This is a genomic window from Lysobacter niastensis (assembly GCF_015453285.1).
Lineage (GTDB): Bacteria > Pseudomonadota > Gammaproteobacteria > Xanthomonadales > Xanthomonadaceae > Lysobacter_J > Lysobacter_J niastensis.
The window spans coordinates 87,789-105,392 of record NZ_JADLZT010000004.1 but is presented as its reverse complement, the minus strand read 5'-3'; the positions used below and the strand labels follow the sequence as shown (position 1 = coordinate 105,392).

General features: G+C 61.2%; 20 protein-coding genes. 1 reads left to right on the top strand and 19 read right to left on the bottom strand.

The window, feature by feature from the left end; all coding sequences use genetic code 11:
• Window positions 1-16: 16 nt before the first annotated feature.
• The 3 genes from IU514_RS08040 to IU514_RS08030 are packed head-to-tail and all read right to left on the bottom strand — an operon-like array spanning window position 17 to window position 4,456.
• Window positions 17-1,345, bottom strand: a complete 1,329-nt coding sequence (locus IU514_RS08040; RefSeq protein ID WP_324187800.1) for a peptide MFS transporter — start codon at window positions 1,343-1,345, stop codon at window positions 17-19.
• On the bottom strand, window positions 1,342-2,358 hold the full coding sequence (locus IU514_RS08035) for a dipeptide epimerase (protein WP_324187799.1): 1,017 nt from the start codon (window positions 2,356-2,358) through the stop codon (window positions 1,342-1,344). Before IU514_RS08035 ends, IU514_RS08040 begins: the two co-directional genes overlap by 4 nt.
• Window positions 2,359-2,413: 55 nt before the next feature.
• The gene (locus IU514_RS08030; protein ID WP_228760572.1) at window positions 2,414-4,456 is read right to left on the bottom strand and encodes a serine hydrolase domain-containing protein; all 2,043 of its coding nucleotides are present in this window, start codon (window positions 4,454-4,456) and stop codon (window positions 2,414-2,416) included.
• A gap of 203 nt (window positions 4,457-4,659) precedes the next feature.
• Between IU514_RS08030 and IU514_RS08025 the strand changes: the two genes are divergently transcribed.
• Window positions 4,660-5,364 carry a helix-turn-helix domain-containing protein gene (locus IU514_RS08025; protein WP_194930585.1) on the top strand — a complete coding sequence of 235 codons (705 nt, stop codon included), beginning with the start codon at window positions 4,660-4,662 and terminating at the stop codon, window positions 5,362-5,364.
• A gap of 151 nt (window positions 5,365-5,515) precedes the next feature.
• Here the strand turns inward: IU514_RS08025 and IU514_RS08020 are convergent, their stop codons facing one another.
• The 16 genes from IU514_RS08020 to IU514_RS07945 form a co-directional block, all read right to left on the bottom strand.
• Entirely contained in the window at window positions 5,516-5,914 is a 399-nt protein-coding gene (locus tag IU514_RS08020; RefSeq protein WP_194930817.1) for a nuclear transport factor 2 family protein, read from the bottom strand.
• Window positions 5,915-6,034: 120 nt separating this feature from the next.
• The gene (locus IU514_RS08015) at window positions 6,035-6,562 is read right to left on the bottom strand and encodes a GNAT family N-acetyltransferase (protein WP_194930584.1); all 528 of its coding nucleotides are present in this window, start codon (window positions 6,560-6,562) and stop codon (window positions 6,035-6,037) included.
• A 76-nt stretch (window positions 6,563-6,638) separates the two neighbouring features.
• Complete coding sequence (locus IU514_RS08010; protein ID WP_194930583.1) at window positions 6,639-6,962, bottom strand: hypothetical protein; 324 nt, start codon at window positions 6,960-6,962, stop codon at window positions 6,639-6,641.
• Window positions 6,963-7,026: 64 nt separating this feature from the next.
• Window positions 7,027-7,452, bottom strand: coding sequence for a hypothetical protein (locus IU514_RS08005; protein WP_194930582.1), 426 nt, complete (start codon window positions 7,450-7,452; stop codon window positions 7,027-7,029).
• 372 nt (window positions 7,453-7,824) lie between these two features.
• Window positions 7,825-8,181, bottom strand: a complete 357-nt coding sequence (locus IU514_RS08000) for a hypothetical protein (RefSeq protein ID WP_194930581.1) — start codon at window positions 8,179-8,181, stop codon at window positions 7,825-7,827.
• Between the two features lie 104 nt (window positions 8,182-8,285).
• The gene (locus tag IU514_RS07995; protein WP_194930580.1) at window positions 8,286-8,627 is read right to left on the bottom strand and encodes a YciI family protein; all 342 of its coding nucleotides are present in this window, start codon (window positions 8,625-8,627) and stop codon (window positions 8,286-8,288) included.
• A 416-nt stretch (window positions 8,628-9,043) separates the two neighbouring features.
• Window positions 9,044-9,391 carry a hypothetical protein gene (locus tag IU514_RS07990; RefSeq protein WP_194930579.1) on the bottom strand — a complete coding sequence of 116 codons (348 nt, stop codon included), beginning with the start codon at window positions 9,389-9,391 and terminating at the stop codon, window positions 9,044-9,046.
• A gap of 57 nt (window positions 9,392-9,448) precedes the next feature.
• The gene (locus tag IU514_RS07985; RefSeq protein WP_194930578.1) at window positions 9,449-10,000 is read right to left on the bottom strand and encodes a hypothetical protein; all 552 of its coding nucleotides are present in this window, start codon (window positions 9,998-10,000) and stop codon (window positions 9,449-9,451) included.
• A gap of 57 nt (window positions 10,001-10,057) precedes the next feature.
• Window positions 10,058-10,282 (bottom strand): hypothetical protein, encoded by a 225-nt coding sequence (locus IU514_RS07980; protein WP_194930577.1) that lies wholly within the window; start codon window positions 10,280-10,282, stop codon window positions 10,058-10,060.
• 64 nt (window positions 10,283-10,346) lie between these two features.
• Window positions 10,347-10,631: a hypothetical protein gene (locus IU514_RS07975; RefSeq protein ID WP_194930576.1), complete on the bottom strand. Its 285-nt coding sequence runs from the start codon at window positions 10,629-10,631 to the stop codon at window positions 10,347-10,349.
• 837 nt (window positions 10,632-11,468) lie between these two features.
• On the bottom strand, window positions 11,469-12,113 hold the full coding sequence (locus IU514_RS07970; RefSeq protein WP_194930575.1) for a hypothetical protein: 645 nt from the start codon (window positions 12,111-12,113) through the stop codon (window positions 11,469-11,471).
• A 61-nt stretch (window positions 12,114-12,174) separates the two neighbouring features.
• The gene (locus IU514_RS07965; protein WP_194930574.1) at window positions 12,175-12,573 is read right to left on the bottom strand and encodes a hypothetical protein; all 399 of its coding nucleotides are present in this window, start codon (window positions 12,571-12,573) and stop codon (window positions 12,175-12,177) included.
• Window positions 12,574-13,482: 909 nt separating this feature from the next.
• A complete protein-coding gene (locus tag IU514_RS07960) occupies window positions 13,483-13,848 on the bottom strand; it encodes a DUF7668 domain-containing protein (RefSeq protein WP_194930573.1) in 366 nt (121 codons plus the stop codon).
• 535 nt (window positions 13,849-14,383) lie between these two features.
• Window positions 14,384-14,770: a hypothetical protein gene (locus IU514_RS07955; protein WP_194930572.1), complete on the bottom strand. Its 387-nt coding sequence runs from the start codon at window positions 14,768-14,770 to the stop codon at window positions 14,384-14,386.
• Window positions 14,771-16,060: 1,290 nt separating this feature from the next.
• A complete protein-coding gene (locus IU514_RS07950; protein WP_194930571.1) occupies window positions 16,061-16,564 on the bottom strand; it encodes an FKBP-type peptidyl-prolyl cis-trans isomerase in 504 nt (167 codons plus the stop codon).
• A gap of 79 nt (window positions 16,565-16,643) precedes the next feature.
• Window positions 16,644-17,033 carry a hypothetical protein gene (locus IU514_RS07945; protein ID WP_194930570.1) on the bottom strand — a complete coding sequence of 130 codons (390 nt, stop codon included), beginning with the start codon at window positions 17,031-17,033 and terminating at the stop codon, window positions 16,644-16,646.
• Window positions 17,034-17,604 lie beyond the last annotated feature (571 nt).

Genomic DNA, 17,604 nt, shown 5'->3' with positions numbered 1-17,604 from the left:
ATCGGAAAATTGTCAATCAAGCGCTCCGGGCAGCCGCCGGCCCAGCCGGCACGCCCGATCCATTGGCCGCCTCGACGCGGACGACCGCACCGTCGAGCAGGCGCAGCAGGCAACCTGCGGTCGCTGCCACCAGCGCCATCACGCCGAAGAAGGCCGCGTGTCCCATCGCGCTCCACAAGGTGCCAAGCGCGCCGGCCAGCAGGTTTCCGCCGAACGAGGCGAAGTACCAGGCGGCGATCGTGGTCGCGGCATGCCCCGCCGGGGCAAGACGCGCGAACAAGCCGAGGCCGATCGGCAGGATGAACAGCTCGCCGACGGTGAAAAGGAGGAAGAACCCGGCGAGCCAGGTCCAATGCGCATGCCCGCCCGCGCTCGCATCGACGCACGCGAGCATCGCGAACGCGGACGCGACCACGAACGCGCCCATCGCCATCTTCTTCGCCGGCGACGGTTCGCGGCCGCTGCTTGCCTGCTTCGTCCACCGCATGACGAGCAGTGGCGTGAGGAAGATCACCAGCAGCGGATTGAGCGCCTGGAACCACGTCATCGGAATCGTGAAGGCCCCGGCCGCGCGATCCAGGCCGACGTCGGCCCACAATGCGATCGTGTTGCCCGACTGTTCGTACGCACCGCGGAACACCATCACGCACAGCCCGATGGCGAGCAGCGCGAGGACGCGCTTGCGCATCGCATCGCGCGGCATGCGTGCCGCCGGCGCCACGTCGCGCGGCTTCGGCCGCTCCGGCGGCAACCAGCGCGCCCCGAGTGTGTAGATCAGGAGCCCCAGCAACATGCCGATGCCCGCCGCGCCAAAGCCCCAATGCCAGCCGTACAACTCGCCGAGCGTGCCGCACACCAGCGGCGCCAGCAGGCCACCGACGTTGATGCCCACGTAATAGAAGTTGTATGCCGAGCCGCGGCGCGGATCGTCCTTCGCGTACAGGTCGTCGATCTGGCTCGGCAGGCTGGGCAGGAACAGGCCGTTGCCCAGCGCGATCGCCGCGAGTGCGAAATAGAGCAGCGATTCCGACGCCATCAGGAAGTGCCCGACGGACATGATCGCAGCACCGATGATGACCGCGCGCTTGCGGCCCAGCCAGCGGTCGGAGATGACGCCGCCGACGATCGGCGTGAAGTAGAACGTCGCCACGTAAACGCCGTAGACCAGCGACGCATGCTGCTGGCCGAACAGCAACTGCTTCGTCATGTAGTAGACGAGCAGCGTGCGCATCCCGTAGTAGGAGAAGATCTCCCACATCTGCGTGAGGAACAGGATCGCCAGGCCCGGCGGCTGGTTGAACCAGTGCGAACGGACGCTGGCGCGCGGCGCGGCGAGCACGTTCACACCACCGCGTCCGGCGTGCCCCAGACCGTCGCGGGGCAATCGACGTGGCCGTCGGCGTAGACGACTCCAGGCACGCGGTCCTGCACGAGGAACACCGGGCCGTCCAGGTCCACCACATCGCAGTACTGGCCGAGCAGGAATGCGGGCGCCATGGCGAGGCTGGTGCCGACCATGTTGCCGACCATGACCTTGAGGCCCATTTCCCGCGCACGCCGGGCCATCAGCAGGCCTTCGGTGAGGCCGCCGCACTTGTCCAGCTTGATGTTGACGACATCGAAATGCCGGCCCAGGGCTTCGAGTTCGCCCAGGTGCAGGATGCTTTCGTCGGCGGCAATCGGCACGACGCGATCGATACCGTCCAGCTCGGCCTCGTGGCCGCGCCGCACCGGCTGCTCGAGCAGCGACACGCCTTCGTCGACGAGCACCGGCAGTAACCGCGACAGCGTGGCGGCCTCGTAGCCCTGATTGGCGTCGACGCCGATCCACATCTGCGGACGGGCCTTGCGCACCGCGCGCACGCGTTCGATGTCGAGGTCGACCTCACCGGTCAACTTGAGCTTGATCGCACGCGCGTGGGTGTAGGCCAGCGCGCGTTCCGCCATCACCGCGGGTTCGTCGGCGCCCACGGTGAACGTGGTCAGCAGCGGCCTCGGCCGCTCCATGCCCGCCAGTTGCCAGGCGGGAACGCCGGCGAGCCTGGCTTCGAGTTCCCACAGCGCGCAGTCGACCGCGTTGCGCGCGCCGCCGGGAGGCAGCAGCTTGCGCAGCTCCTCGCGCGTGATGCCCGATTCGAGGCGATCGCGCATGGACTCCAGCGTGCGCAGCATGTCGGCCGGCTCGTCGTGCAGGTAGTACACGCCGGAGGCTTCGCCGCGGCCGACGCAGCCATCCTTGCGCAGGGTGACGATCGTGACGGGCGACGCCTCGAAGACGTGGCCGGAGATGCGGAAGGGGGCGGACAGGCGCAGCAGCTCATTCCGCAGCGCAAGCTCGACGCGGTCGACTTTGATCACAGGGGTTTCTTCCCGGGAAACGCGCGGCGGTCACGCCGCCGCGCGGGGATGACGGTCAGTAGTTCGCGGAGAAGCCGACCAGGTGGCAGGCGATGCCGATGAACAGCAGCGACAGGGACGCTGCGGCGAGGACGATGCCCCACAGCTTGGCCCACCACGAACGCTTGCTGCGCAGCACGGTCCATGCGTTCCACAGCGCGATGGCGGCGCCGATCGGCAGGATGATCGTCGTCAGCGCGCGCACGGCGACGACCATGCCGTCCTTGCTCGGCGACATCATCGCCAGGTCCGACATCATCGTGAAGATCATCGCGATCATGCCGCCCATCGACACGAGCACGGCCAGCGAGGCGATGCGGCTCCAGCGGTGCGCGCGCGCATCCTGGCCCGCCAGCGGATAGCGCACGCCGTAGTGGCGGCGCACCAGCGCAGACACCGGCCAGGCGAGCACGGTCAGCAGCAGCGCGGCGAGACTGCCGAACAGCAGCGTCATGAACACGGCCGGGGTCTGCCACCATGCGGCGCGCTGGAACACCATGATCGAGGCGATCGGCTCCGCGCTGAAGCGGGTCACGTGGCCGTTGACGACGTCGGCGGCGAGGCGGTCACCGCTGTTGGTGTCCTGCCACACGAACGGTGCGATCTCGCGCCACCGCTTCGGCGCGCCGCTGTAACCGGCGAGCATCGGCACGCTGACGGTGCCGTCCTCGTTCGCGGTGACCTTGGTCTGGCCGAGCGTGTACACGAGGTTCATGAAGTTCGAATCGGCGCGGCGGCTGCTGTTGTAGCTGCCGGCGAGCAGCTGGGCGTGCTGCTTCGCGGTGGCGGCGTCTACGCCCTTCGCCTCGTTCGGTGGGCCCGGCAGGTAGCGGTTCACGAAGCCGGTGACCAGGCCGTCGCGGATCAGGCGGGCACTGCCCTCCTTGCCGCTGCTGTTGGTCGAGACGTAGATGCCGATGTTGTCGTCGAGGAACAGCTGCAGGTCGCTGTGGAACCACTGCGTGTCGCCGCCGTGCGCGATCGCACGATGGCCGTTCGCGGTCGTCTCGTAGAAACCGAGCATCATCTTGTTGAGCGGACCGACCGAGGCCTGCCCGGTCCCGTGCATCTGGCGCGCGGTTTCGTCGCGCAGGATGCGCTGGTCACCGAACGCGCCATCCTGCAGGTGCGCGATCATGAAGTTGCCCATGTCGGCGCCGGTCGACGCCAGGCTGCCCGCGGGCGCGAGGTTGATGTACTCGTACGGCTGTTCCTTGCCATCCGACGCCGTCTTGTAGCCCTTCGACGTCATCGCCAGCAGGTTCTTCTGGATCGGCTGGCTGAAGGAGGAGTGCTGCATGCCCAGCGGCGCGAAGATGTGCTGCGCGATGTACTGGTCGAACGGCTGGCCCGAGATGCGCTCGACGATGTAGCCCGCGACCGCCGTGGCGTAGTTGGAGTACGCGGGCGTGGAGCCCGGCTCGTAGACGCGCTTGGGGACCCAGTGCTTGAGGGTCGCGTCGAGCGGCGCGATTTCCTTCTCATCGTTCGCGATGAGGCCGCGGATCACCTCTTCCATGCCCGCGGTGTGGGTCATGATGTTGCGGAGCGTGACCGGCTTGCCGTCGTAGGCCGGAATCGTGAAGTCGATGTACTTGTTGACGTCCTCGTCGAGGTTCAACTTGCCCTGCTCGACCAGCTGCATCACGGCCGTCCAGGTGAACAGCTTGGACACCGAGCCCGGACGGAACAGCGTGCGGGACGGGTCGACCGGCGTGCGCTTGGCCAGGTCGGCGTAGCCGTAGCCCTTCTGCAGCAGCACCTTGCCGTCCTTCACCACGACGACGACCGAGCCGGCAACGTCGGTCTGCTCCAGCGCGTACGGCATGAAGCCGTCCAGCCAGGCCTCCAGGTCGGGGGCGGTCAGGCGGTCGGTCGGCGCGACCGACGCGAGAGCCTCGGGCGACTCCGGCACGACGGCGCCAGCCGCGTTAGCGGCAGGAACCTGGTTGGGCGCGGGCCCCTGGCCGACCGGCTCCGCGGCCGCGGCCGGCAGCGCCAACGCCAGCGCCATCAGCGCCGAAAAGATCGGGCGACGGCGGATCGAATGCTTCTTCAACGTGCTTCTCCCCAAGCAGGTGGACACACGTGCCCATTGGGCACTACGGCCTGACATTTCTGACCTTGATCGAAATAATGATCCTGATTAGAGAATTGTCAACCCAGTCCGGTCGTTTAGACCTAGAATTGCCCCTGGCGGCCCAGCAAGGCCGTCCGGAAGCCGGGCCACCCCACCCCCGGCCCCTGCAGGAGCATCCAGGCATGACATCGCAGCACCCCACCATTGGCAGCCTCCTGCGCGCGCTGCGCGCCCGCAACGACTGGACGCTCAAGGAGATGAGCCAGCGCTGTGGCATCCCGCTGTCGACCTTGTCCAAGGTCGAGCACGACCGCCTCACCCTGACCTACGACAAGCTGCTGCAGATCAGCCAGCGCCTGAACATCCGCATGTCGGAGCTGTTCGCCGAGGATGCCGGCACGCCCGAACAGCCCGTCACCGCGCGCCGAAGCATCGGGCGGATCGAGGATGCGGTGCGGGTCACCACGCCCAATTACGACTACTACTACCTGTGCCCGGAACTCCGGCGTAAGCGGATGATCCCGGTGGTCACTCGGGTGCGCGCCAAGAGCATCGAGGAGTTCGGCGAACTGGTGCACCACTCGGGCGAGGAATACATCCACGTGCTCGAAGGCCGCGCCGAAGTGCACACCGAGTTCTACGACCCGATCGTCCTGGAAGCCGGCCAGGCGGTGTACATCGACTCCAACATGGGCCACGCCTACATCGCCGCCGACGGCTGCGAAGAGGTCGTGCTGCTCGGCGTGTGTTCCAGCGCCGACGAACAACTGATGGAATCGCTGATGCACCTGCATGAGACCGAGGCGGCGGCGCAGCAGAAGGCTGAGCAGGTGGAATCTTCGTCAGTAAAGGTTTTGAAGCGCCGCGCATCGACCACCGAAGCCTAGTTGCAGCCGCGCACATTCCTTGTGGTCAAACGAAAAAGGCTCCCGATTGGGAGCCTTTTTCGTTCCGTGGTTAGCAGCACGCCGAAGAGTTCAGAACGCAGCGGAGCCGTGAGCAGCCGAGCCGCGAAGCGGCTTCGGCTTGAATGAATTGTCAGGCACCACCCTGCTGTCCTTCATGTACGGGCGTGAGGTGCGTCAGCATGCAGCGCCACTCTCCATCTACCCTGCGGTAGATGTCGGTTATGTACTCATCGGCTTCGATAGGCTGCCCGTTGAAGGTGCCGGTGTTTTGTCCGCGTCCAGTCACCCAGGCAATGTCTCCAGCTACCCATGCATGAGTTGGAACTTTTGTCATCGTGGCATGGCTCAGAAGGCCAGAACCGATAACGCCGAGGATGCGCGAGCGAGAAACTGGGCCTGCCTCGGGCGTTACCAGAATCCAGTCGTCCGTGACGCAACGCGAAATCTGCCCTATGTCATTGGAGATCATTGCCCTATTGAAGGCATCCTCGAGCTCAACCAGGAACGTTGGGATCTCTGTTTGCGTCATCGTTTTCACGTCTGACTCTCCGTGATGCGTGTCGTGGCGCGTGAACCAAGGGGGGCCGCGAAGCGGCTTCGTCCTGAAGGAATCGTCAGGCCGCGGATACACACTGCCACAACCTGCGGCCTATATCGTCATTCTCATGCGAGAGACAGGAACATGGATGTCCCCAGGCAGATCCAGGTCAAAACGCTCCAGGACGACAAATCCAGATGCCAGATAGAGCGGCTCGCCTGGCAGAGTAGAAACCAGCTCGAGCGCGCCAAAGCCAGCCTGTCTTGACGCGTCTATGCATGCGGCCATGAGCTGACGCCCCAAGCCACGCCGCGCCATCGACGGGTGGACAAAGAACGCGCGAATGCGGGCTGGATCCTTGGCCGGGTCAAGCAACGGATCCGATCCGGTCTTGGCTTGATCCCCACCGAAGAGCGTACGCCGTTTGCTCCACCCGCCACAGGCAACGATGCGGCTGTCGTGCTCAATAACGAAGTAGGTGTGATCATCAATCAGTTGGGTGTCGACGCCGAAAACGTGGCGAGTGATGGCGTCAGCCTGCTCCGCCGAGTAGTGCCCGATACTCAGAGCGCGGCCGGAGGTTTCAATGAGCTCGCCAAGAGCGTGAATGTCGGACTGCTCGGCCACACGAAGTTCCATTGCGGGAACACCTAAGCAAGCGGCCTAATGCCTGAGTTAAGGGGAACCGCGAAGCGGCTTCGGGTTGAATGAATTGTTAGGTGCCAGCCCTGCGCTCGGGGTAATCGAGCGACGTGCAGAGCACCCACCCCTCTACTGAACCTTCAGTGCGGACACGGCAAGCCCAGTAGTCCTTGCCATATTCATCCGATAGTACGGTTACAGCGGCGCCGCGCTCCAGCTTGGCCAACGGGGCTTGATGGTCTTGATTGAAAGAGCGCTCGTTCGCCGCGTCCGACTGCGAGGCAAAGACGCTTACCGGCTCTGTGGCGTGAGCCGTAATAGGACGGTCGGAGCAAGCTGCGAGCAGTGCCGCAAGAAAAGCTGATATGGCGGTCCCTTTGCGAATCTTGCGGCGCATTTTCCCTGGCACCTAATGCCTGAATTAAGCCGAGCCGCGAAGCGGCTTCGGCTTGATTGAATTGTTAGCCATGTCCGGCGTTGCACGCGATAGGCGCAAGGTCGGAGACCTTCGATGCCCTGACCAATTCGGCAGTGTCATTACCGTCTCCCTCCTGCCGGTCAGCAACATACCCCACCACCTCAACTGCTGCAGCCCCCTGAAAGCCACAGCCATCCTTTGTCGCGCGAGGAATCTTTAGCGCGGCGAATGCTGCATCGGTGTTCTTGAAGCAGAACCAGACCATTCTCCTGTCGTCAGCGCCTCGGGGAGCGATCCGCGCGGTATTTTGATCTGGGAAGAAGCACACCTGCCGCCCGACGACATCCAAGCTCTCGGCGTCAGTGCGGAATTCAAACCGCCCTTCGAAGTGGAGCGGATCGGCCGCACTCGTCGCAAGCGACAGAAAGAGTGCGGCGACAGGAATCAAAGAGAATGCGCGCTTTCGCATGTGGCTAACGCCTGCATCAAGCCGAGCCGCGAAGCGGCTTCGGCTTGAATGAATTGATAGAGTGCAGCCCCGTAGTGCTCACAGCACATGTTCCTTGAACATGTACAAGCATAGGACGATTGTCGCGGCACCAAGGGCGATCGCCGGCAGCCCAGTAACGGTAACCGCATCGTCGTCATATCCTCGATCACCTGGCTCCCGCATGGTCCATAAGATCACTCTGATGCGGCACATGTAGATGCCGCGTGCTCCGTAGACGATGCCGATTGTGCAGACAACGAAGTAGATGGTCTTAAGAAACAAGCTGCGCCCTAACGCCAGGGGAGCCGCGAAGCGGCTTCGGATTGAATGAGTCGCTTGGCCTGCAGCGATTCAACGCAGCACCTCTAGCACTTCGGAGTCTGTGTGCGGCCGATCCTGAGTTGAGAGAAAAGCAAAGTTGACGCCGGCCATCTCCCCGGCCTCCTTGAAAGCTCTTGTTTCAACGTTGGTGTAGCCGCCTTCGTAGGCAGGCACCAGATGCACGAGGCCCTTAGGCTTGAGCAGATTGACCGGAGGCAAGAGTTCCTTCAGCACAGCCGCAAAGCTATCCTGAACCTTCTGGAAGTCGCCCATGAGTGTGCGCGGATGATCTAGTCCAGCGCACTCCCTACGGATCGTCTTTCCGTTGCCGAGGTGCTTGGCAATGAAGTGGCCTCGATAGACCTGGATGTAGATCAAAGGGCGCATAGTTCTGTTTCCTGCAGGCCTAACGCCTGAATAAAGCGCCGCGAAGCGGCGTCGGCTTGAATGAATTGTTAGACCGCACCTTCTGCACCATGCCTGCACGTCTCTCAAGACTGCGGGTCGTACCCGAAGACTCGCAACTCCTGGTCACAACGGCAGGCCTTAGCGATGCGCGCGGCCCACACGATAGCCTCGTCCCGAGAGGGCAGCTCTAACACGGTGAAGCCCCCGTTGAGAGCGGTTGCCCAAGGATAGCCGCCTAGGGCAACCGCACCTGTAGCCGAAACGAGCATGGGGGGCACGCCTTCGTCGATTCCGCCGCCGAAGATGTAGACGCCTGCGGCCTTCGCCTCTTCAATCACGGCATGAGAGTCACGAACTACCTCCTCCCACTCCTCGTCAGGCACGACCATCGCGGCACTGGGGAAGGAAATCAGGTACTTGGCCATAGTGCCGACTCCACTAGATCTGACGGCCACCGCGATGCGCGTAGCGGCCTAACGCCTGAATCAGGCCGAGCCGCGAAGCGCGGTGGCAAGGTAAGCCTGCACGCCCGTGCCAACTCCTGCGCGCTCTCCAACGCCCGCCAGTAGCCCAGGCCCTCCAGTCGCTCTCGAGAACCGCCGAGCAGATACTGCCCTCGGTCTCGCCTGATCTCTAGTAGATCCGTGAGGCCGCCGAAGCGAACGGTGTAATTGCCAAAGACGTCCGGAGAATACTGGCAGTCAAATAGCTCCAATCCCGCGTGGGCCAGGAGCGGCAAAACTTCCGCTAAGTCTGCCCTTACGGGTTGGGGTAGATCCATAGCCGCCTAACGCCTGAATTAGTGGGAGAGCCGCTAAGCGGCTTCCCCTTGAATGAACTGTTAGACGCTTTGCCGGGATACGGCCACGCGCCTCACGACCAACACAACTCCCCTCACGGTTTCGGTCACGAGCACCACCACCAGCGCATAAGCCCACCCGAGAACTACCGAGACGGCGAGCGGGCCTGTGTCGTGTGCTGCGACCCACTCCGCTTCTTGGGGCGTTTGGGCGCTGGCCGCCAGGATGCTCCAATGCAGCGCAACAGCACCAGCGAAGATTGGCCAGCCGATGAGCGTGCTCAAGGGAATACGGAAAAACCAGCGTACCTGGCCCAAATGCCATGCAATCAGAGCAATAGTGGCAAGTGTCAGTAGATCAAGTGCGACGGCTAACGGCGGATTGTCCATAGCGCCTAACGCCTGAAACAAGCCGCGCCGCGAAGCGGCGTCGGCTTGAATGAATTGTTAGGCCCGCGCCAGGAACACATAGAGCACATCCTCTCGCATTTTCCGGAGTATCTCACCGGTGTCGTCGCCGGTGGCTATCTGCTCGGTACCTTTGAGTTTGATGTCCTCGTCCAGAGGCCCTCTATATGAATGTAGCAGCAAGCCGAACTCGCGCGTGCCCGAACCCAGAATCTCCGCAATGAGCTTTGTCCAAGATGCCAGGTCCGCAGCACTTGCCTCCAACACTGCCACATCTGATCTCGCGGAACTTTCCTGCTTCTGAGCTAAAGCCCGAGCAACCTTGGCCTTGCTCCAACCCTTCTTTAGAAGGCGCTGCTCGTCAGCCGCCCAGTCCTTGGCTTGACGGGCCCGTTGGTAATGAGACCCCAAGACGGTTCCGCAGTCGCAATGGCCCGGCGTGGTCAGAAAGTACCTTTGGTCACGCCCAAGTTGTCGCTCCATGCTCGGACTAGCTAGTGGGCGGAGCTGTCTACCGTACTTGCGCGCAATCGCATCAAGCGCCGCATGCGGGGAGGTGTCAGGAAGAACGGCGGTGACGAAGTGACACATGGGGCCTAACGCCTGAATTAGGGGGATCCTCGAAGCGGCTTCCCCTTAAATGAATTGTTAGGCGCCACTGCCAGCGCCGAACCGGTCGTATAGACCAATCACAAGGAGCGCAACGACGAGGACGATGAATCCGATGTGCTCTATGTCGTAGTTGGAACGGAAGAACCGCTTGCGGAAAGACCGACTTGCTAGGAACGGAGAGATCGCAATAGCGCCAGCAACCAGGCAGGCCACGCTGAGCCAGAAGTTGTATTGGAACCAGCTCCAGAGTTCGTTGAGCATGCCTGTGGCGCCTAACGCCTGAACTAAGGAGAGCCTCGAAGCGGCTTCCCCCTTGAATGAATTGTTAGACGCTGCCGTGAGCCAGCGCCCATTGAGACACAACCAGCAGAACGCTAACGGCGACCGAAACGTAGGCCAGCGCCACAACCCCTTTGTTACACCCCCGGGCAATGCCTGCAACTAGTACACAGATGCCGAGCCAGGTCAGTGGTAGCGCCAGCAGTGGTTCAACCATGCCGCAAGAGGCGCGATTGAATAAGCAAAGGCGCGAGTTGGAGAACAGGATGCCTGCGCCCGCGAGGAATAGCAGGCCGGCGAAGATCTCTAGGTTCCTGAGCCGAATCGCCATGGAGAGCGCCTAACGCCTGAATTAAGGGGAGCCGTGAAGCGGCTTCCCCTTGAATGAATTGTTAGATGGTGAGCCAGTGAGGTCGACGATGCCAACTGGCCGCAGTGGGAACCCCTCCGGCTGCACTCCAGGCGCATCTAGCCGGATGGTTCCGTCCGGCTGAGCCTCTACCCGCACCGGAGCAGTCGCGCCTGCTGGGCAAAGAGCATTCTGTACAGGTCCGACCTCGTACTCGTGCGCTATGGCACCGAAATTCACCCAAAGCGGCCTCTTGACCACGAAGCTCCCGGTTTGACCCGGTCCAACCGAAACTGCTGTGTCTTCTCCAGTGGGAATGAAGAGGTCAACGTCCGTGTTATTACGGATCTCCACTTCACAAGCATTGGCAAAGGGCGACAACAGCAGGCAGCACACGAGGGGAATGAGGCGTGACATTCGTTACCTCACCATCTAACGCCTGAATGAAAGGGAGCCGCGAAGCGGCTTCCACTTGAATGAATTGTTAGGCGTGCTGCCCCTCACGCCAAGCGCGCAACGCTAAGCGAAAGAGACAGATGCCGAGACAAGACCAGCCCAGAAGCATTACGAGAAACCAGAACGGATCGCTGGAAAGGCTAATCGGACCTAGGCGACGGCTCAAGGCCGTAATCCTCCCGTCCAGCAGGCCGGAAACAATCACGTAGAGGCAGCCCAAGCTGGCAAGGGCAACCAGGATCGCCACCATGCGAGAGAGCAACCTATTCGGGGCTTTCTTACTGCCGGTTCGATGACGCATCGGAGCACGCCTAACGCCTGAACTAAGCCGAGCCGCGAAGCGGCTTCGGCTTGAATGAATTGTTAGGGGGCACGCCTGACGAACCCCGGGTACTCGCGCGCCACCAAGTCCATGATGGCATCGCGGGCTGATATGTCGCTTGCTGAGGCCGCGGCAGCGCTCGGATCGTACCCTAGCGCCTCACGCTGGGCAGAAGAGAACTGGCCGAAGACAAAGCCGGTTCGATTAGCCGCGAAATCAAGGGTTAGTACAGCACCATCTTCCATCAGGCGGACAGGAAACAGGTAAAGACCATCCCAGCGATTGGGACCGAGCACTTCCGTGACACTGGGACTTTGCGCGGGCAGATCGATGGCGGAGTGGATCTGCTCAAGGGTATGTTCTTCGCCTCGCCAGGTCACATAAAGACGCTTCGGAGGGAGCTCGCTTTTGTCCTGAGATAGCGCAGTTAGCAACAACACTCCATTACCGCCGGTACTTTTCAACTCCGATTCTGACGATGGGAAGGCAATGTCGAATAGCGCAAGTCTTGGCACAGGTGCGTGTGGCGCATACTCAGCCGCCGCATCTTCTATGCGTTGATTCATCGCTTCCGGTGCGACAGGGTTCTGGGCCCATGAGGGAGTTCCAAGGACATGAACCGTGTGATCGGCAGAAGCGCAAGCGCCGAGAAGCGCAGCGATCACGAGTAGGCCGATGAACCGCATTAGTGCCCTCTAACGCCTGAGTTAAGCCGAGCCGCGAAGCGGCTTCGGCTTGAATGAGCTGTTAGAGCGCATCACGGCAACCCTCCATGATGGGCTCGGGGTGCGTTTCTAGGAAATACTCGACCTTGCCTAAGGCAGTTGCTGCTGCAGCGTTCCCGTTCTGGCCGGCTTGACGGAACCAGTAGATGGTACGAATGCAGTCGTATCGTGACTTGCTGTTCTCCACCAATGACAGGCCATACTCCCATTGACCCGCAGCATTCCCATTTTCAGCCGAAATCTGAAGCCAGTGGGCAACAATTTCTGGCGTCTGAGTGACTCGAGACTCTTGCGCCACTTCAAATGCAGCAGCCCCATCTCCTTTCAGCGCCTTCTCGATCTTGCAAGAGATATCGCACGCACTTGCGGAAACCAAGGGGGCGATCAAGAGCATTGCTGTGAGAGTCAGGATGGTTCTCATGCGCTCTAACGCTTGAATTAAGCCGTCCCGCGAAGCGGGTTCGGCTTGAATGAATTGTTAGGCACCATGCAAGCCACAGTGCAGTAGTTATGGAAGAGGTGGAAGATCACGGCGCGCACGTTGAATCAACTCCTCAATTACCTCAAGGGGAACATCGAGCTCAAAACACGATACTGAGAAGGTCTTGGTTACATCCGAGAAGAAGACCTCGGCGAGTTGTTGGAGTGGGTCGGTACCAGCGATGGATACCTCCAAGTACATTCCGTCTCGCTGAATGTCGCTGCCCCGTATGAACTCGTACTCGATGCCGTTCAATTCCACGATTGCCATCCAATGGTGCCTAACGCCTGAATTAAGGGGAGCCGCGAAGCGGCTTCCCCTTGAATGAATTGTTAGACATGCACCCTAGATGGGGCACGTCAACGGCTCTACATAAGTCTCCGCAGCCTCACCGGAGGACGATAGCCAAATGTATACATTTTGGTTGCATGGGCCATGCAAGGTACTTGTTGCCTCGTCCCCGTAAGAGAACCAGACCCGCCTGTAGGGAACCCCGCCCGAAAGGATCAGTTGCTCTTGAACCAGCGTCAGGGAAGCGCGGCCAGCAGCAAGAGTTGGAAATTGTTGCTTGAGCTGAGCGAGAAGCTCCGGCGTGCTCCAGCGGACAATCATCTTGGTGCCGCCGGGAAGCGCTGCGTACTCAGTTGCCTGGAAGGGTGGCTCTACCCTTGTGGGTAACTCGATAGGCTCGGGCAAGGTGTTACGCGGAACTGCGGCGCAAGAAGCCAGCGTGGCGACACCAAGAACCAGTGTTAGGAGTGCAAGCAGCTTTCCGTGCATGTCTAACGCCTGAATTAAGCCGTGCCGCGAAGCGGCATCGGCTTGAATGAATTGTTAGGTGCCGCCCAGCTACGGCACATAGACCAGATGAACCTTAACCGAGAAGCTGGGGATATCAGTTACCCGAGCCTGGAGCACCAGATCGCTCCGGCCCTCCTCTTGGGCCCACAGGTCAATGAGAGTGTCCCAGTGACTGCCCATCCAGATACAAACGGAAGACTCCCAAGCCTCCTCAGGCAGTGCTACCAGCGTGGCGCCATAGTCGCTGATGTAGGTGTGGATCTGAGTGGCCGTCTCAGTTGAGACCGGCTCAACTCCTGGAACTCCTGTCACTAGACGGTAGTCCGCAGCGACAAAGGCGGCCACGATCTCCCGGAACGTCTGCCGCCACGCAACTGGAATTGGCCGCTCTTCGCTTGCGCTCTCATCGCTCATGCAGCAATCACTCTAGTGCGGCACCTAACGCCTGAACTAAGGGGAGCCGCGAAGCGGCTTCCCCTTGAATGAATTGTTAGGCGCCAGCATGACTGACGGCGACTACCAAAGGAATGGACTCAGGCGAATGGAATGGGTCGCCGGGCAACGGCTCAAAGTGCGAGTGGTGACCCGGCTGTGCGCCTGGCGGTAGGTTGAACCAAGCTGAAAACCTAGCCAGAGACTCGTCCGAACCCGCGACCACAAGTCCGGATTGACTGGCAGTTACCAAGGTAGGGCCCGACGCGCGTTGGATGATGAGCTCGGACAGCGACCGGGAATACGGGGCTGGGTTACGCAGCGCCGCCGCGCATGACACAGAGTCTCCAGGGGAGCTCAGGAGCCCGATAATCGCGACCCGAACACGACGGAGATCGTCGGCGGAGCCGCTGATCTCAGCCTCGCGGTCGTCGGTGCAGATAGCAAGCATTCTTGGTCTGGCGCCTAACGCCTGAATTAAGGGGAGCCGCGAAGCGGCTTCCCCTTGAATGAATTGTTAGGCGGCAACGCAGTCCACCATGCCGACAAGCTCTGTCACGCCAAACTCCACGTCAAACTTTGGGAGTGCGGGAAGGCCAAGGATAGCTTGGCGAAAACCAGGGGATAACGCCTGCAGCGGGCTTTGGATGAGCCCGTAGGGTCCGACCGGCATGGCCCAGTCATAGACGTATAACCCCACGTTCCCGTAGTCCTCCCATACATGGCCGGTGCCCACGTGCGGGGTGCTGATTGTTGATGAGAGTGTGGAAATGGCATCTGCTGCGGCAGCCACAGACGCAGGAACGAAACCATCACCGGCAGTCACGAACAAGGCAAGCCGACCGTTGCGATCAACGGCGAACCACTCAAAGTCCACGCCTTTTAGATCGCAGGAAACTTCCATTGCCACCTAACGCCTGAATTAAGGGGAGCCGCGAAGCGGCTTCCCCTTGAATGAATTGTTAGGCGCGAGGGTAACCCAGGACAGCTCGGCGCCGGCAAGCCCTACCCCACAGCCAAAGACCAGACGGCCGGGAGCGCCCGACGAACGTTCCGTAGCCAACCCGCCGGAGCCCGTGCTTTTCCAATGTGTCCGAAGACAGTGCCGGCGCGCACCGTCCGAAGTTGCGAACTGCCCGAAGTGACTGACGCAACGTTGGGATGCGTGAGCGCCGCGCCACGCACCCACCGAAGCTAATGAAGCGACCGGCACCTGGCCGAAGAGCGGCGACCACCGAAGTCGAGACGCAACCGCTTGCGAGGAGTTGCTACAGCCAGCTCTTACGGCGCCTAACGCCTGAATTAAGCCGAGCCGCGAAGCGGCTTCGGCTTGAATGAATTGTTAGGCCCCGAACCGCCGAGCCACCGACTGGATGGCTGGCATGGCAAGTGGCGTGGCCCACTCCGTGACGGACTCTAGCTGAGGCGCAAGGCGAGCTAAAGCCTCAGGTGCCCAATGGGCGCGAAACTCACCAAGTGGTAGGCCGTCTAGCTCCGAGCAGACCGAACCAATGGCACCTGCGTCCGGATCGCCTGGATCTAGCTCGGCCTGGGCAAGCAACGGCCCTAACGCCCAACAGCCGTCCAGAACGCTCATTCTCCCCGAGGAAACCGCAGCAGCAATCTGCCCGGCCTCGCGCCGAAGACTTTCGACGTACTCGGCGTGCGTCATCTTTTCCATCGGGGCCTAACGCCTGAATTAAGGGGAGCCGCGAAGCGGCTTCCCCTTGAATGAATTGTTAGGCCACTCTACCGGGGGCATGGCTCAGGTGCGAGCGAGCAGACCTGAAGAACAGCGGCAACCGGATTGCCCTGTTTGGGCGGGGTGCAACCCTTGAACCAGATCAGGGTGTGCTGCCCAGGACGAAGCTCCGTGATCTCGAAGCCGCCACCATAGACGGTGAAAAGCTCGGTAGCCGAAGTAACAGCGACACGCTGTGGCTTGGCGGTGCCGCCGGCGCCACCGACTACGACATGATCCGGCGCCACGCTAAGGATCGTGCCGATGAGTGAGGCTGGAGAAGGTTCGTTCTCCCCGCCATCGGGAACTGGAAGGACACACTCCGACGCACTCACTTGGCCGGAAAGAGCCAGGAGGGCCAAAGCATGTGCATTCAGAAGACCGTATCGCATGCGAGTGGCCTAACGCCTGAATTAAGCCGAGCCGCGAAGCGGCTTCGGCTTGAATGAATTGTTAGGCGCCGCACACTGCATTGCATCCACCAAGTCGATTCGGAAGACCATCACAGTGTTCGGCGGAATGTAAGGGGGGGGAACCCGCCGCTCCGTACCCGAGCGACGGTGGGACGTATAGTTCCCAAGTATCGCCCTCGCGCATCAAGGGTATTGCCTGCTCCCAGGCGGGAATCATCTGCTTGAGGTCAAAAGATGCGGGCTCTTCGCCCGCATTGCGGCTGTCATCCACGACAGCATTGCTGCCAATGAGCGACATTTGATAGTGAAGCCGGACGGTGGAATCGGGGGCGGGTCGGCACCCAGAACCGTGCGCAATCACTCTGTATTGCAGCCCAGTCGAGGTTTCGGTAACGCCCTCGTTGCCGCGGTTTTCGGCCAGGAACAAATTGGAGCGATTGAGGTTGGCAATCGCCTCCTCTTGATCGTCTGCGGCTTTAGCAGGTGACGAAAGCGCCAGAAGCATGCATATGCCAAGGAAGTAGTTGTTCATCGTGGTCGTCATGAAGGCGGCGCCTAACGTTTGAATTAAGGGGAGCCGCGAAGCGGCTTCCCCTTGAATGAATTGTTAGCTGCCAGTGAGGTCACAGGGCATCCGTGGTCTTTCTGACAGCAATCTCGACCAAACGTTGATCTACGCCAAAGATGTAGAAGGCCTCAACACTTGTGGTGAAGATAAGCGAATACTCGCCAACGACGGTATGGGTAAAGCTGCCGCCAGCAACGGTGCTTGGTGGATAAGCGGTATTGGGCGCAACTGCGCCTCGCCACAGCGGAGCCGGCTTGAGGCCTTGGGCCTGCAAGTGAGCCAAGACCTGATCCTCCGAGGAGCCGATCGGAGTCGCCTCTAGCAGCCGCGATTCAATCTTCTCCGGGCTGAGGTGCCAGCGCCAATCTGGAAGGACGGCAACGGCTAGAGCGCCTGCAACGGCGAGAGCGATCAGCGCTGCGGTAGATCTACGCCAAGCTTTCATGGCAGCTAACGCCTGAATTAAGCCGAGCCGCGAAGCGGCTTCGGCTTGAATGAATTGTTAGGCACCATGCTGCCGAATGGAGTCTGCGGCAGGCAATGGAACCGCCCCTGTCCCAACTAGCTCTAGACCGACAATTGCTCCTTGGCTGGCCCAAACGATTACATCAATGTCTTGGCCGTCAGCGGTGGCGCGGGCGTCAGCAACTATCTTGCCCGTGGAAGCGTCCCCGTAAGGGCCGAACCAGACAGTGGCACAACCGCACGTGCAGCCCGCTGTGACCTGCAGCACCCTAATAGATTCCGCCAACATTGGCGTAGCGTTGCCCGTCGGAGCGACCTCAAGGGCACGCTCCACGATCGATGCTTCTAAGGGGCTTATCGGACGCGTCATTGATTGGAATGGTGCCTAACTACTAATAGACCCCAACCCGGGGTGTTGGCCGGAGTGTGTCGGTAGCGCCCGAGGCCGTCAAACGGGAGAAAGCCTAACGCCGCACGGACTTGGCTCGCAGCCTGAGCGACACTGCTTGCGGATAATCGTCGCGAATGACGGCGCCAGGACCCTGATAAGA